10 protein-coding genes are annotated in these 16,099 nt (G+C 63.3%); 6 read left to right on the top strand and 4 right to left on the bottom strand.

Annotated features, from left to right (window positions below; genetic code table 11):
- The first annotated feature begins 10 nt into the window (after positions 1–10).
- Together NATGR_RS00975 and NATGR_RS00970 are read left to right on the top strand one after the other, a co-directional pair.
- Positions 11–823: an inositol monophosphatase family protein gene (locus NATGR_RS00975; protein ID WP_005580010.1), complete on the top strand. Its 813-nt coding sequence runs from the start codon at positions 11–13 to the stop codon at positions 821–823.
- Between the two features lie 52 nt (positions 824–875).
- Positions 876–2,009, top strand: coding sequence for a DUF63 family protein (locus tag NATGR_RS00970; protein ID WP_005580009.1), 1,134 nt, complete (start codon positions 876–878; stop codon positions 2,007–2,009).
- On the opposite strand, the gene NATGR_RS00965 is transcribed toward NATGR_RS00970, so the two are convergent.
- Positions 2,006–2,797 (bottom strand): TrmB family transcriptional regulator, encoded by a 792-nt coding sequence (locus NATGR_RS00965; protein WP_005580008.1) that lies wholly within the window; start codon positions 2,795–2,797, stop codon positions 2,006–2,008. The genes NATGR_RS00970 and NATGR_RS00965 overlap by 4 nt on opposite strands.
- Before the next feature lie 83 nt (positions 2,798–2,880).
- Between NATGR_RS00965 and NATGR_RS00960 the strand changes: the two genes are divergently transcribed.
- Entirely contained in the window at positions 2,881–4,779 is a 1,899-nt protein-coding gene (locus NATGR_RS00960) for a COG1361 S-layer family protein (RefSeq protein ID WP_005580007.1), read from the top strand.
- A 6-nt stretch (positions 4,780–4,785) separates the two neighbouring features.
- Positions 4,786–7,206: an efflux RND transporter permease subunit gene (locus NATGR_RS00955; RefSeq protein WP_005580005.1), complete on the top strand. Its 2,421-nt coding sequence runs from the start codon at positions 4,786–4,788 to the stop codon at positions 7,204–7,206.
- A gap of 303 nt (positions 7,207–7,509) precedes the next feature.
- Here NATGR_RS00955 and NATGR_RS00950 read toward each other — a convergent pair whose 3' ends face one another.
- Genes NATGR_RS00950 through NATGR_RS00940 form a run of 3 tightly spaced genes read right to left on the bottom strand, consistent with a single transcriptional unit; the run spans position 7,510 to position 12,694 of the window.
- Complete coding sequence (locus NATGR_RS00950; protein ID WP_005580004.1) at positions 7,510–9,054, bottom strand: TrkH family potassium uptake protein; 1,545 nt, start codon at positions 9,052–9,054, stop codon at positions 7,510–7,512.
- The gene (gene trkA / locus NATGR_RS00945) at positions 9,055–10,389 is read right to left on the bottom strand and encodes a Trk system potassium transporter TrkA (RefSeq protein ID WP_005580003.1); all 1,335 of its coding nucleotides are present in this window, start codon (positions 10,387–10,389) and stop codon (positions 9,055–9,057) included.
- Between the two features lie 49 nt (positions 10,390–10,438).
- Positions 10,439–12,694, bottom strand: coding sequence for an amino acid permease (locus NATGR_RS00940; protein WP_005580002.1), 2,256 nt, complete (start codon positions 12,692–12,694; stop codon positions 10,439–10,441).
- Positions 12,695–13,074: 380 nt separating this feature from the next.
- Between NATGR_RS00940 and NATGR_RS00935 the strand changes: the two genes are divergently transcribed.
- Together NATGR_RS00935 and NATGR_RS00930 are read left to right on the top strand one after the other, a co-directional pair.
- Positions 13,075–13,503: a hypothetical protein gene (locus NATGR_RS00935; protein WP_139222414.1), complete on the top strand. Its 429-nt coding sequence runs from the start codon at positions 13,075–13,077 to the stop codon at positions 13,501–13,503.
- A 206-nt stretch (positions 13,504–13,709) separates the two neighbouring features.
- Positions 13,710–16,055, top strand: a complete 2,346-nt coding sequence (locus tag NATGR_RS00930; RefSeq protein WP_005580000.1) for an amino acid permease — start codon at positions 13,710–13,712, stop codon at positions 16,053–16,055.
- The last annotated feature ends 44 nt before the right edge of the window (positions 16,056–16,099 follow it).

Here is a 16,099-nt window from a genome sequence, read left to right as displayed (position 1 = left end):
AGCATCGACAATGAGCCACTCATCTGATCGAACGAAACACCGTCGAACGTCGGTCGCCGTCAGTGCGGCCGAGGCTGGGGCCGAGGTTGCAACAGACTCGTTTCGGGGCGACCTCGAGGTCGATTCGAAAGACGGAGAGACGGACCTAGTGACACAGGCCGACCGAGACGCTCAGACGGCCGTTATCGAAGAGATCCGGGCCGCGTTTCCCGACGACCCGATCGTCGGCGAGGAAGACGAGGAACTGAAGGCGGTTCCCGACGAGGGGCCGGCCTGGATCGTCGATCCGATCGACGGGACGAACAACTACGTCGCCGGAATTCGAGGCTTCGGCACTGCCGTCGCGGCGGTCGTCGACGGCGAGCCAGTCGCCGGTGCGAACGTCTTCCCCGCACTCTCGGACACCTATCGCGTCGGTCCCGATGGAGTCTTTCGCAACGGCGAGCCACTGTCGGTCAGCGGTCACACCGATCCCGAGCTAGCGACGGTCTGTCCGACGTTCTGGTGGGACTTCCACCAGCGCGATCAGTATGCGAACGCGACCAGCGCGCTCGTCGAGCGGTTCGCCGACATCAGGCGATTCGGGTGTGCACAACTCGAGCTCGCACTCGTCGCTGCTGGCGCACTCGAGGGTGCGGTGACGAACCTGCAGGCGAACCCCTGGGATACGGTCGCCGGCGTCGCGCTGGTTCGGGCCGCTGGCGGCACCGTCACCGACCTCGAGGGAGACCGCTGGCGACACGACAGTCAGGGATTGGTGGCGTCGAACGGCGGCATTCACGACGAGTTGCTCGAGGCAGCAGGGGAGATAGACGGCGACTGATTTCGCACGAAAAACCGGAAACGGTAAACAGCCGCCACTATCGATATCGGGTATGTACGAGTACATCGAGCGGTACGGTCCCGAACGCGTTTGGGCCGTGGCCGTGCTCGTGCTCGCTGTCGGAATCGCGCTTCTTGCCGTGCGATTCCCTCAGCGGGTGTACGTCGATCTTATCTGGCAGTACTACTGGGGGCCGGTCGTCGCCGACGCCCACGGCTGGGGCTGTGTCGACTGGGCAGGCGGCGACCCGATGGCCTGTAACGCGGCGATAAGCGAGGGTGTTGCTACCGGACCGACGGCCTCACCCGGATACACGTTCGTCTCTTACGCTGGCTACATTCCGGCGCTGGTCCTCGGCGTCATCGGGATCGTCTTTCTCGTCCGACGACTCGGGATCGAACGCTATCGGGCGGGCTTTTACGCGCTGTTCCCGTTTATCCTGTTCGGTGGGGCACTCCGGACCGTCGAGGACGCAAACGTCGCCGCGTTCCGACACACTGGCGAACTCGCGATCGAACTCCCCTGGTCCGGGTTTCTGATCAGTCCGCTGATCTACGTCACCGTGACCATGCTCGCAGTGGTCGCGATCGTAATCGCCGTCTGGCTCGAGCGCAACGACTACGTGCCGGGATATGAGTATCCACTGGCGGCGATCGGGACCGCCTATCTCGTGATCACGGTCGCGTTTCTCGGCTACACTGCAGTACAAGAGTACGCGACCTTCTACCCGTGGCTCCTGTTGACGGTCCTCGTCGGCGCTACTCTCGCGACATGGGTCACCTGGACCGCAGTCCAGCGGTTCGTGCCCGATGTCAACCGTGGAACGCGGTACATGGGACTGGTCGTCATCTGGGCCCACGCGGTCGACGGCGTCGCAAACGTCATCGGCCTCGACTGGGCGATCGCCTTCGGCCACGGGCAAAATCTCGTTCCGAAACACCCGGTCAACGCGACGATCGTCGACGTCACCGGTTCGATTCTCCCGCCAGAGATCGTCGACATCACCGGCGAAGCGTGGCCATTCTTGCTCGTGAAACTCGCGGCAGCCGTCGTCGTCGTCTGGATCTTCAACGAAGAGGTTTTCGACGAGAGTCCGCGCTATGCCATCCTGCTGCTGATCACCGTCGTCGCCGTCGGGCTCGGTCCTGGGACGCGTGACATGCTCCGAGCGACGTTTGGTATCTAACCGATCGTCCAGGGCTCCGACTCTTCCCAGAGTTCGTCGAAACTCTCCGCGAGCTCGCGTGCAGTCTCGTCCTCCCGGAAGTTGACGACGGCGAGCAGTTCGTCCGGTGCCGCGGGGTTGACGACCTCGAGACAGACCTCCGACCCGTCGAACACGATGAACCGCTGTTCCGGCACTCGCTCGGCTTGCCGGACGTCCATTCCGGCGTCGATGAGGTCGTCGATCCGGTCGGCGGCCTGTTCGAGGTCGGTCGCTAGCAACCGGACCGGGAGGCCGATCTCGAGGAGATCACAGAGTCGATCGGCGAAGGCGGCTTCGAACTCTGGACTGACATCGACCGTATCGGCGACGATTCTGATCGAGTCGTCGGCCGCAGCAAACCGCTCGAGCAGGAGTTCTCTGGCCGCGTCTTCGTGGAGCGCGCTGGTCGTGAACCCGCCTGCGGTCGTCTCTTCGGTGATCCCCGAGAGTGTATCGATTACTGCCGAGGCTGTCCGTTCGTACGCCGTTCGCTGGGTCTCGAGTTCGTCGACGCGGCGCTCGAGCAGACGATCGACTGCTTCGTCGGGCTCGACGTGGACGTACGTCCGGGGACGGCCGTCGTCGGCTCTGGCAAGCGACCGATCGACCAGGGAGTTGAGAACGTCGTAGACTCGTCCCTGTGGGACGTCGGAGGCGGCGGCAACCTCGTCTGCGGTCATGGCCCCACCTCGTACGAGTTCGACGTAGGCTCTCGCTTCGTAGTTCGAGAGGCCGAGTTCGGCGAGTAAATCGGTGTGTTCGTCCATACAAGGAAGTGGTGGGGAAGAAACAACAAGCTTGTGGTTTGGAATAGAAAGGTTGATAGGTGGGCTCCGAAAACTATCTGGTAATGAGACGGAACCGAATCGTCGCGTTCGTGGTTGTTTTGCTGGTGGTGACGAGTATCCCGTTGATCGGTTCCACAGCCGCCTCGAGTTCCCCGAGTTTCGACGTCTACACGCCCGAGAACATCGTCGAACCGGGCGAGGAGACCAACCTCGAACTCGAGATCCGCAACGGGGCGTCGACCGAAGAGGACGACGACATTGGGGACACGCCGATGACCGAGGCACGCGACGTGACCGTCGAACTCGTGGCCGAAGACGCGCCGGTCGAAGTGAAGACCGGCGAGACGCCGCTGCCGAGGATGCCAGCCCAACGGCTCGCCTCGGAGTCGTTCACGATCGCAGTCGACGAGAACGCTGCGGCGGGAACGTACGAACTCGAGGCAGAGATCGAGTACACCTACACGAGACAGGGCGGTCACGAGCATACGACGACCACGACCGAAACCGTCGAGGTCGTCGTCGAAGAGCGAGCGCGCTTCGACGCCGTCGACGTCCAGTCCGATCTCGTCGTCGGCGACCGGGGCCTCGTCACGCTCGAGTTGAACAACACCGGCGTCGAGAACGCCAGCGACGCCGTGGTTCAGTTCGACTCTCCTGACCCGAACGTTCAGTCGATCACCCCGACGACCGACGAGTCGGAGCTCCGGACTGCCGGCAGCGAGGAGTACGTCGGTGACTGGTCCGTCAACGAGACCGCGACGGTCCAGGCAGCGATGGACGTCGACCCCGACGCCGTCGCACGGACCTATCCCGTCTCCGTTACCGTCGACTTCCGCGACAGTGACGGCGTCGACCGAACGTCCCGCGAGGTCCGGGTCGGTGCGAAAACCGCACCGGAACAGCGGTTCGCAGTCGAGACACTCGAGACCGACCTCTACGTCGGCGAGGACGGAACGATCGAAGGAACGGTACTCAACGACGGCCCGAAGCCAGTCGAGAGCGCCGTTCTCGTCGTCGACGACGGCGAGGATTCCATCGTCCCGAATCTCGAGGACGGTCTCGGGAGCGGGTCGAACGTCTACCCGCGCGAAACGCAGTACGCTATCGGTGACCTGAAGCCGGGCGAGTCGGTGCCGTTCGAGTTCCGAGTCGGTATCGGCGGTGAAGCAGAGCCGGGTCCGCGGGTGATGGAAGCAGACGTCAGGTACCGCAACGTCCACGACGACATCCGGATGACCCACGAACCGATCGACGTCCCGCTCGAGGTTGCACCCGAACGCGACGAGTTCGACATCGAGATCGACAACGGCACCCAGGAGGTCGGCGAGACCCAGCCGGTCACGCTGCAGGTGACGAACGCGAAGGCAGAGACCGTGACCGACGTCGAGGCGAAACTCTACACGAACGATCCACTCGACAACCTCGACGACGAAGGGTTCATCCCCACACTCGAGCCTGGCGAATCGGCGACAGTCACCTTCGAAGTCGAGGTCGACGACGACGCCACCCCGCAGACGTATCCGCTTCGGATGGACTTCCGGTACGACGACGAGCGGTCGAACTCCCAGCTAACCGATACGTACCGAATCCCGCTCGAGGTACAGGAGCCGGAAAGTCGACTTTCCGCACTGTCCGTGCTGCTCGTGCTCGGATTCGTCGTCGGAGCCACCGGCGTCTACTGGCGGTTCCAGGAGCCGATCGACGAGAAACTCGAGGGTGTCCCGGTCCTAGAGCAGGTCACCGACCTGTCGTTGCCGGCCTCGATCCAGCAGGAACTCGAGAGCGACGCCGAAGAGTCGGTCGACGCCGACGGTGGTGGCAGTGGTGACGTCGGCCGAGTTTCGGGATCGCACTTCGGGTCGACGGGCGACGAGAGCAACGCCGACCAGGGCGCGGCCGACGGAGGAGGAGCGGACGACGACCACTCCCCGTCGACTACCGAGTCGGACGCCGAGAACTGACGAGCGATGGCAACGCAACCGGACTCTATCGAGCGAGCGCTCGAGACCGCAAACTACTGGATCACCGAGCGGCCGCGAGCAGTCATCGTCGTCTTTCTGCTCGTCACAGCGCTGTTTGCAGGCGGCCTCGGCAACATCGAAGTCGAAGAAGGCGTCGAAGTGTTCGCAGAAGGCGTCCCTGCCTACGAAGCACAGCAATCGATCGAAGAGGAGTTCGAACCGCCGTTCGAAGGCGATGCTGCGACCACACAGATCATCAAGCGGGGAGACAACGTCGTCTCCCAGGAGTCACTGTTAGGACTCCTCGAGTTCCAACACTATCTGGAAGAAAACGACGAGTTCCGCGTCGAGGAAACCGCCAGTATAGCGGAGTTCGTTGCCCTGACGATCGATCCGACTGCGGATACTCGTGCGGAACAGATTCGGACGTTGGAACGCAGTTCGGACGGGCAGGTTCGTGATGTCGTCCGTGACCTAGGAGAGAACCCCGACTTTGTCGCACCGCTGAGCAACGACTTCAACCGACAGGAACCCCGGGCATCGGCCGTCGTCGCCACCGCAACCCACGCGGAGGACGCCGACGAACAGGCCGTCCAGCAGCGAACACTGGAGGCAGCGGAATCGATGCCGGACGACATCGTCGTCTTCGGTAGTGGCATTCTCAACTCCGAGTTCGAAAACGCCATCGAGGACTCGCTGACGCTTATCGTTCCCGTCGTCATCTTGCTGATTCTGGCGTTTCTGACGTCAGCGTACCGTGATCCGTTCGACCTCGTGCTCGGGTTGGTCTCACTGGTGATGGCCGTCATCTGGACGTTCGGGTTCATGGGCTACACCGGAATCCCGTTCACCGACATGATGATCGCGATTCCGCCGCTGTTGCTCGCTATCGGGATCGACTTCGGTATCCACGCGGTCAACCGGTTCAGAGAGGAGCGTGCAGCAGGAGCCGGAATCGAAGACGGGATGCGAGACGCAGCCGAACAGTTGCTCGTCGCGTTTTTCATCGTCACCGGGACGACCGTCATCGGATTCGGTGCCAACGTGATGAGCGAACTCGACCCGATCCGAGAGTTCGGGTTCGTCGCGAGTGTCGGAATCGTGTTTACGTTCCTCCTGTTCGGTGTCTTTCTCCCGGCAGCCAAAGTCGAGTTGGAGCGTTTTCGCCAAGCACACGAGTTACCGTCGTTTAACTCGTCACCGCTCGGTTCCGAGGACTCGACACTTGGGCGAATACTGCCGTACGGGGCACATGCAGGAAACGAGGTTCCCAAAGCGATGCTCCTGATCGCTCTCCTGTTGACCGCGAGTGCTGGCGCGTACGCAACGACGGTCGACACCACCTTCGAAGACGAAGACTTCCTTCCCGCAGAGGAACTGCCAGCGTACGCGGAAGCCGCTCCAGAGTCACTGGCTCCAGCGGAGTACACCGCGACGGGAACCATCAACTACCTCGAGGCGAACTTCGAGAGCGGCGAAGACGACGAGGTGACGATCTACGTCGAGGGACCGATACACGAGGATCACATCCTCGAGTCCGTCTATCGGGCTGGGTCCGACCCACCATCGACGATCATCACCGAGGACGGCGTCGCCGAGAGCCGAAGCGTCGTCGATGTCATGCACGACCACGCCGACGACGACGACGAGTTCGCCTACCTGCTCGAGGCAAACGACGTCAGCGGGAACGGCGTTCCCGATCGGAACGTAGGGTACGTCCTCGAGCAACTGCTTAGCTCCGACGCACGAGATGACGCACTCGAGTACGTCACCGAGGATCAGCGGAGTATGCGCGTCATCTACACCGTCGAGGCCGACGCGACGCAGGAAGAAGTCAGCGACGACGCCGAGGAACTAGCCGCTGACTACCGTCTCGATACGACGCCGACCGGTGATATCGTCGTCTTCCACGAGATTTCGAATCTCGTCTTCGAGTCGTCACTGCTCAGCCTCGCAATCGCACTCGGTCTCACGGCCGGGTTCCTGATGCTCATCTACCACGTACTCGAGGGGCGGGCGTCGCTTGGCGTGGCGAATCTTATTCCGATCGTCGTCACAGTCGCCGTTCTCGGCGGGACGATGCCAGTGGTTGGTATCGCGTTGAACGCACTGACCGGGACAGTGCTGTCGATCACGATCGGAGTGGGTGTCGCCTACTCGGTTCACATCACACACCGGTTTATCGACGAGTACAACGAGTGTGATGACGCCTACGAATCGCTGCTGACGACCCTTCGCGGAACGGGCGGTGCGCTGACGGGTTCGATGCTGACGACGCTCGGGGGCGCTGGATCGCTGATAATCGCGGTCACTCCCGCCATCGGCCAGTTCGGGGTGTTGATGGTCATCAGCGTCATCTACTCGTACCTGATGGCAGTGATCGTGTTGCCACCGACGCTCGTGGTGTGGGAGCGGTTGTTCGGCTGATCTCCCTCGGCTGGGACGCCCGCTGCGGTCGTCTCTCCTGTGGAATCCGTCGCGGCGCGGTTCGTATCGCGAGAAGGCGTGTCGATACCGCTGCTGGAATCGTCCACGAACGGCCCGTGGTCGTTGATTACGGGGCGACCGAGTGGCACGGAGACGCTCGCAGACGCCGGGCTCGAGTTCTCGTCGGAAGCGATCCAGTGGTCGATAGGTCGGCAGGGCCGTTCGGTGACGGGACAGCCGAGCCACCCGATTCTCGGCAGGTCCGAGAACGAGAGCGAGCAGGGGGAAGCGACATCGGGCCGGTCAGTCCGTCCAGTACGCCTTCGTCAGCAACACCAACACCGGGAATATTTCGAGGCGGCCGATCCACATGTACAGCGTCATCAGAAGCTTCGAGGAGTCGGGAAAGTCGAGGTAGCCGCCCATCGGGCCGGTCATCGTTCCCAGTCCCGGTCCGATGTTCCCGAGTGTCGCTATCGACGCGCTGATAACATCGAGCAACCCGAATTCGGGATCGGCGTACAGGCCGACGCGGGACGCGTCGGCGGCAAAGAGCGCGACGCCGGCGAAGAAGATCACGACGTACAGCAGCGTAAACGCATATATTCCCCGGACTGCCTCTTCGTCGAGGGCGCGGCCGTTCATCCGGACTGGGCGAACCGCTTCCGGATGGATCGTGGTGAACACTTCCCGCCGGAGCGACTTGAGGATCACCAGCCACCGCAGGATCTTGATGCCACCACCGGTCGATCCCGTCGAACCGCCGACGAACATCGCAAATAGCAACAGCGCCTTCGCGGAGCCGTTCCAGGCGTCGAAGTCCATGTTCGCGTACCCCGTCGAGTTGATCAGCGACGCGATCTGGAACGTGGCGTAGCGAGCCGACCGCTCGAGGTTGCCGCTGATCTGGCCGGTTTCGGGCGTCTCGAGGGCGGAAACGAACAGGACGGCGGTCGTCAGGACCGCGAGCACGGCGGTTGCACCGAGGTACAGCCTGAATTCGTTGTCTCGGAGCAGTGTCCGTGCGTCGCCGGAGATGACGTGCCACCAGAGCACGAAGTTGACGCCTGCGGCGAACATGAACGGAATCACGAGCCACTGGACGACCGGGGAAAACACCTCGATGCTGCGGGCCTCCGGCGAGAAACCGCCGGTCGGTAGCGTCGTGAACCCGTGGGCGATGGCGTTGTAGAGGTCCATGTTCGGCGCGTAGCCGAGCAGGTGGACTCCGTACAGCAACGCGATGAACACAACCGTGAGTGCAATGTAGGCGATCCACAGCACCCGCGCGGTCTCGGCGATGTGGGGTGTGAGTTTCGAGACGCCCGGTCCCGGTGTCTCAGCCTGCATCAACTGCGCGCCGCCGACGGCCATCTGGGAGAGGATCGCCACCGCGAGGACGATGATCCCCATCCCGCCGAGCCACTGAGTGAGTTGTCGCCACAGCAACATCGCCCGGGAGTGGGTGTCGAACGAGATGTCGCCCATCACCGTCGCTCCGGTCGTCGTGAAGCCGCTCATGCTTTCGAAGAGGGCGTTGACTGGATGAGCGACGGTGCCATTGCCCGCGAGGACGTACGGCAGCGCGCCGACCATCGCCGCGAACAGCCAGGTCAGGGCGACGACCAGGAACGCCTCTCGAGCGCCCGGCTCCGGGTCGAGTTTTCGTAACGCAAGCCCAAGGCCGGCGGTCACAGCCATCGAGGCGACGAACACCCAGAGATCCTCGCCACCGTAGACGAGCGCGACGAGGATCGGAACCAGAAACGCGAAAGAAAGAAACGCCAGGATCGTCCCGACGAGGCTCAAGCCAGCACGCAAGTCGACGTGGAGCCGAGTCCGAGTCATCTATATGAGATCGAGGACCTCCTCGAGGACGGCTGCGTCGACGAAGACGACGACGTGGTCGCCGGGCCGAACGACGGTCTCTCCCCGTGGCGTGATCAGTTCACCACCACGCGAAATCGCGCCGATGACGACGCCGTCGGGGAGCGTCTCCGTTGCGTCGACGATGGGCGTCTCGGCCAGGACGCTGTCGGCGTGTACTTCGAACTCGATCACTTCCGCGCGGTCGTGCTCGAGCATCGCGACTTTCTCGGTCTGGCTGGCGCGTGTAAACCGGACGATTTCTTCGGCCGTCTCCTCGCGTGGATTGATCGCGACGTCGATGCCGACCGTCTCGAACAGTTCGGCGTACTCGAGGTTCTCGATGACTGCGACGGTCCGGTCGACGCCGAGACGGTGAGCGAGCAAAGAGACGAGCAAGTTCTTCTCGTCGCCGTCGAGTGCTGCAACGACGACGTCAGCCTCGCCGACGTGTTCTCTGTCGAGAAACTCCGTGTCGGTCGCGTCGCTTTCCATCACCAGCGTTTCTGGGAGCGCTTCGGCGACCTCGCGAGCGCGCTCGTGGTTCTGCTCGATCAGCCGAGGCCGGTAGCCGTGTTCTTCGAACTCGCGGGCGGCCTGGAACCCGATCTCGCTCGCACCGACGACGACGACCTCGTCGCCGTCGTCTGCCGTCCGCTCGACGACGTCGTCGGCGAAGTCGGCGACGGAATCCGAACTGCCGATGACGACGACCCGATCGCCAGCCTCGAGGACGGTGTCGCCGGTGGCGACGATCATCTCCTCACCGCGGAAGACGCCGGCGAAAGTCAGCGAGTCGTACCGATCGGCCTCGCTGATCGGCGTGTCGACGATCGGACTGTCCGCCCGAATCTCGAACTCGGCCATCCGGACGAGCCCACCAACGAAGGTATCGACGTCCTGAGTCGCCGGCAATCCGGAGATCCGAACGATCGCACGTGCAGTCAGCAGGTCCGTACAGACCATGAAGTCGACACCGAGCGCTCCCTCGGAGCCTTCCCAGGTCTCTAACAGCGTCCGTCGGCGGACGCGGGCGATCGTAAACGCGTCGCTCGCTGCCTTCGCAGCCCCACAGGTCACGACGTTGACCTCGTCGTCGTTCGTACAGGCGATCACGAGATCCGCTTTGGCGATATCTGCCTGCTCGAGCGTCCCGAGCTCCGTCCCGTCACCGCAGATCGCGAGGACATCGAGCGAGTAGGTGAGCTCCTCGACGAGTTCGCGGTCCCGATCGATGACGACGACGTCGTGTGCGTCCTCGAGGTTGCGAGCGATTGCTCGACCGACTTCGCCTGCGCCGACGATTACTACGCGCATCGTTTCCTTCCAACGGGTGTGTTTGATATAAGCATGAATAACGCCTCCGTTATCCTTCCAATCGCTGAACGAGAGCCTGTCTGAACGTCCGTGGCGAGCGTTGTTCGCCGCGGGCCATCAGAACCGCCCTCTCGGTTTCGTCGACGATCGACTCGGGGATCGTTCCGTACAGTGCCTGTGCAACCGGACTCGTCCCAGTCGCGCCGACGTAGACGGTATCGTAGGCCGCGGCTTCGGAGACGACCGTCTCGCGAACGTCTTCTTCGGTTACCACGACGCGTGACTCGTACTCGTCGTCCGCCAGGCCGGCCTCGGACGCGACGCTCTCGATGGCCTGTTCGCCGACGGCTCTCGGATCGATTCCCGCGTCGTCGCCGTCCGCCGCAGCCTGGACGTTCAGTAGGGTGAGCGTACTCTCGGGGCACACCCGGTCGAGTTCACGGGCACGCCGCGCCGAAACAGGGGCGTTCGGCCCACTGCCGGCGAGTGTGACGATCTCTCCCGGCGACTCGGTCGGGTCTTTGGCGAGGGTCACGTCACACGGAGCGCGCTCGAGGACGGGATCGATCGTCGAGCCAAAGAGTACGTCCCGACGGCGACGTTCGCCCGCCCAGCCGAGTAACACGTGGTCGGCGTCTTCTTCCTCGAGCACCGACAGCAGGGTGTCGCCGGCGGAGCGACCGACGAGCGCACGCGTTCGCAACGGAACGTCGAAGTCTTCGGCCACGTCGCGTGCGTTCTCGAGGAGGGCTTGCTGGCGTTCGACTCGTTCTTCCTCGAGTTCGATCTGGGCTGGCGAGGTCTGGGGTGGTACCTCGAGGACGTTGACGGCGACGAGTTCGGCGTGTTCGTGGCTGGCCGCGCTCGCGGCGGCGTACTTGATCAGCAGGCGTTCAGTCTCGGGGTTCGAGACGGGGACGACGACGCGGTAGGCGTCTTCCTCGCGGTCCGGTTCCTCGGGGGCGACGGCCTCGCCGATGAGCGTCGTCGAGACCGCTTTCTCCTTCGAGTAGAACGCGTACCAGGCCGAGCCGACGAGGACGATGAGGAGACCGATCCCCTGGACGGTCGGCGACATCTGGTACATGACGGCGAGACAGGTGAAGAGACCGAGGGCGGGAACGATCGGGTACAATCCCGACGGGATGCGGAAGTCGGGGTCGTACTCGTCGGGGTCGGCCCGTCGCAGGACGACGACGGCGACGTGGACCAGCCCGTAGGTGATGAGGAACATGAAACTCGCGACGTCGGCGAGCGTCTCGATCGGCAGTGGGCTCGCGATGAGCGCGAGGATGACGACGCCGGTCGCGAGGATCGCACGGTAGGGCGTCCGGTACCGCTCGTGGATCTGGTTGAGCCAGTTGGTCAGGATCTGGTCGCGCCCCATCGCGAAGTTGACTCGAGCGGCAGAGAGGATCGAGGCGTTCGCCGAAGAGATCGTCGCAAGCGTCGCACCGGCGATCATGAGAAGCGAGCCGACAGTGGCAAACTCCGGGCCGAGAACGCCGGCGGCCGTGGCGGCCACGTCGGCCACCGGGACGTCGGAGCTGGCGAGGGCGTCTGTCGGGAGGATTCCCGTACTGACGAGCATGACCAGCACGTAGAGGGTCGTCGGCGTGACGACTGCCGCGATCATCGCCAGTGGAAGGTTTCGACCGGGATTTTTGATCTCCTCGGCGCTGGTCGCGATCACCTCGAAGCCGATGAAGGCAACGAAGACGGTTCCCGCAGTCGCGCCGACGGCGTTCCAGCCTTCAGGCGCGAACGGATCGAGGAGTACGGGATCGAGGTTCACGATCCCGACGGCGATAAAGACGAGAATGAGGCAGACGAGTGCGATGACGATCACGTTCTGCAGCGACCCCGTCTCCTTGACGCCGCGGTAGTTGACCGCGACGAGCAACGAGGCCATCGCCAGGGCCGCGAGGACGACGGGGAGGGCGTCGAACGGCTGATCGAGGAGGTACTGCCCGAACCCGAGCATGTAGAAGGCGGTCGCGAACATCAGCCCGGCCCACATTCCCCAGCCGACGACGGTGCCGAAGAAACTCCCCAGGGCGTGGTTCACGTAGTAGTAGCTGCCGCCGGCCCTGGGCATCCCGGTGGCGAGTTCGGAAAGCGAAAGCGCCGCAAGCAGGGCGACGACGCCACCGATGACGAACGAGATCATACTTGCCGGCCCTGCGGCTTCGGCGACGAGGCCGGGCAGGACGAAGATTCCCGCACCGATCATCGTCCCCAGCCCGAGGGTGTAGGCCTCGAGGAAGCCGAGGTCGCGGGCGAGTTCAGCGTCTGTCTCGGTCACGTCAGGTCACCTCCTCTCCAGCGATACCCGTCCGACCGATCGGGACTGCTCCCGATCTCTTCTGGTTCATGTCCGTTCGGTATCGGGGAGAGTAGTATAAGACCACCGGTTCGAATTTCAATTCCGAAATCATGAGTGGCTCAGTTCAGGATTAGAAATTAAAGTTGCCCCTCAGATACTGTGTGAAAATTCAGGGGTCGAGCGACGTGCCCGATCCAAGAACCGCGTTACCTGCTTGTCGGACGAGACAAACGGGATTGGAGAGAACGAACCAGACGACACGGAGGCTCCGCCCGGCCGTTTCGCTCCGATACGTTCGCCGTGCCAGAATAGATGTCCGGCCAGGTGGCCACGAACACGGCGATCCCAGACGGCTCTCGTTGCGACGCTCGTACGCTATCAACTCGCGCCCGACGGCGAAACGATCGCTCGCAGTCACGAACACGACACCGTTTGGCCTGTACAACGCAGGCGCTGACTTCGTTCTCTCACTGTCGGCCGTCACCGGCAACCTGCTCGCGTCGCCACTCCTCGACCACGACGAAATGCTAACGGCACAGACCGAACTCGAGTTCGCTCGGACGGAAGCGCCAGCACTCGCCGGCCAGACTCTCGAAGAAGTCGGTTCGCTCACTGACTGGCTGTCCGGTCGTGGCGGTCGAGCGGGAAGACGAACTGTGGCGGAGCCGGGTGCTGACTTCGGAAAGCAAGACGACGACGTGGTGGTCGTCTCGGGAAGCGACGACGCAACCGAGCGCCCCTCGAGTTTGTCCATTGACACTGACACTCCCCTATCATCTTTGGCGTAACCGTGACACGGTCGACGTTGTGCCGGTACCGCGAGACAGTGATCCACACGACTCACACTCACTAGCCCCCGAACCTCAAACAAACCAGTTAAGGGGAAGCTACTGTTTCGCTTCGGTATGAACGGAACCGTGAGTCGACCACTTATATCTCTAATGACGTATACCAAAGACACTCTTCGACGGTCGCAGACACTTGCGAGGACACCATGAGCGACGAAGAACTCGCCAAGGACCTCGGGCTGATTTCGGCCCTCGCGATCGGGATCGGGACGATGATCGGCGCGGGAATCTTCGTTCTACCCGGCATCGCCGCACAGGAAGCAGGGCCGGCGGTCATCATCTCCTTTATTATCGGCGGACTGATCGCCATGATCAACGCGTTCTCGGTGAGCGAACTCGGGACGGCGATGCCCAAGGCCGGCGGCGCGTACTACTACATCAACCGCGCGCTGGGGCCGCTGTTCGGTTCGATCTCCGGGATGGGCGACTGGATCGGACTCGCCTTCGCGAGCGCGTTCTACGCCATCGGGTTCGGCGGCTACCTGGCCGACCTGCTCGACGGAGTGGTGGTCCCGATCCCAGGAGTCGGTGAACTCGCACTCCTCCCGACGATCGCGATCGGCTCGTTCGTCCTCACTGAGGTCCAGATCGGAGCCGTACTCGCCGGAATCGTCTTCGTCGCCGTCAACTACATGGGCGCGAAAGAAACCGGCGGCATCCAGACCGCCATCGTCACACTTTTGCTCGGCATACTCACCGTCTTTACCATCGTCGGCTTCTTCTCGTTCGACTGGAGCACCGTCACCGTCGACGGCAGCTATACCCCCGAAGGGACCGGCGCGATCCTCCCCGGTGCGGCGCTCGTGTTCGTCTCCTATCTCGGCTACGCGAAGATCGCGACGATCGGCGAGGAACTCAAGAACCCCGGCCGCAACCTCCCGATCGCGATCATCGGCAGCGTCGGGATCGTGATGGCGATCTACACGATTATCGTCGGCCTCCTGATGGGCCTGATCCCACACGAGGCGTTCTTCCTCGATACCGTCGAGGAAGCACCGATGTCCTACGCCGCCGAGATCGTCTTCGACTACGCGTTCACGGTCGCCGGCCTCGAGATTTCTCTTCTCGGCGTCGGCGTGACCTCGATCAGCGTCGGCGCACTGCTCGCGACGGCCTCGAGTGCGAACGCGTCGATCCTCGCCTCGGCTCGCATCAACTTCGCGATGGGCCGGGACAAGATCGTCTCGGACAAACTCAACGCGATCCACCCCCGATTCGCGACGCCGTACCGATCGATCGCAATCACCGGTGCGATGATCATCGTCTTCATCGTCGCGCTCGGCGAGACCGTCGAGATCCTCTCGAGTGCGGCCAGCATCCTCCACCTTGTCGTCTACGCGCTGATCAACGCTTCGCTGATCGTCTTCCGCGAGACGAACCCGCCGGAGTACGATCCCGACTTCGAGGTGCCGTTCTACCCCTACCTGCCGATTTCCGGCTTCTTCCTCTCGCTCGCGCTGATCTACTTCATGGACAACCTCGCGACTGCGATCGCCGGCGCGTTCGTCGTGTTCGCGGTCGCCTGGTACTTCTGGTACGCCCGCACCGAGACCGAACTCGAGGGCATTCTCGGCTCGTACATTCTCGACCGCTCGAGTGAGATGCCGGACGCGGCGGTTTCCGCGGCGAGCGCCGTGCGGCCGTCCGGTGGCGACGAACACACGGTCGTCGTCCCGGTGTCGAATCCGCGAACCGAGTCGAACCTGCTCTCGCTTGCAAGCGTCGTCGCCAAGGCAAACGACGGCGTCGTCAAAGCAGTCCACGTCGTCGAAGTACCCGACCAGACACCCCTACAGGAAGGGTCCGAACACGTCAAGCGGATCGACGAGGAGTCCCAGAAACTCATGGAGCAGGTCCGGGAAAGCACTGAAACGCTGGACGTCCCCGTCGAGGTGACGACTGTCGCTTCCCACCGCGGCTTCGAGCAAATCTTCGACATCGCCAGTCAGGAGCAGGCCGACACCGTCGTCATGGGCTGGGGCCCCGGCCGACCGTGGTCGGCCGGCCGCGCCGAAGGGCCGATCGACGAACTCACCCACGACCTGCCCTGTGACTTCCTCGTGTTCGACGACGAGGGCCTCGAGACCGACCGCGTGCTCGTCCCGACCGCTGGCGGTCCCGACTCCGTTCTCAGCGCCGAAATCGCACGGGACGTGTGCGACCAGTTCGGCTCCGAGGTCACGCTGTTGCACGTCGTCGGCGACGAGAGCGAGCGGGAGGCCGGCGAAACGTTCCTCACCGAGTGGGCTAGCGAACACTCACTCGAGGACGCGACCATCCGGGTCGACGTCTCCGGCGACATCGAGGGAGCGATCGCCGACGCCGCCGAGGACCACTCGCTGTTGGTCATCGGGGCGACCGAACGCGGACTCCTCTCGCGGCTCCTCCGGGGGTCGCTCGCGTACGACGTCGTCAACGACGTCGACTGTTCGGTCGTGCTTGCTGAACGGCCGACGGAGCGTTCGCTGTGGGAGCGGCTGTTCGCCCGGTGAGCAACGGCCTGTGACACCGCCGACCTCTATAGCCGGAATTAATA

Origin of the sequence: Natronobacterium gregoryi SP2 (genome assembly GCF_000230715.2) — an archaeon.
Taxonomy (GTDB): domain Archaea; phylum Halobacteriota; class Halobacteria; order Halobacteriales; family Natrialbaceae; genus Natronobacterium; species Natronobacterium gregoryi.
The sequence above is the reverse complement of the archived record's forward strand: the minus strand, read 5'-3'. Positions and strand labels throughout refer to the sequence as shown.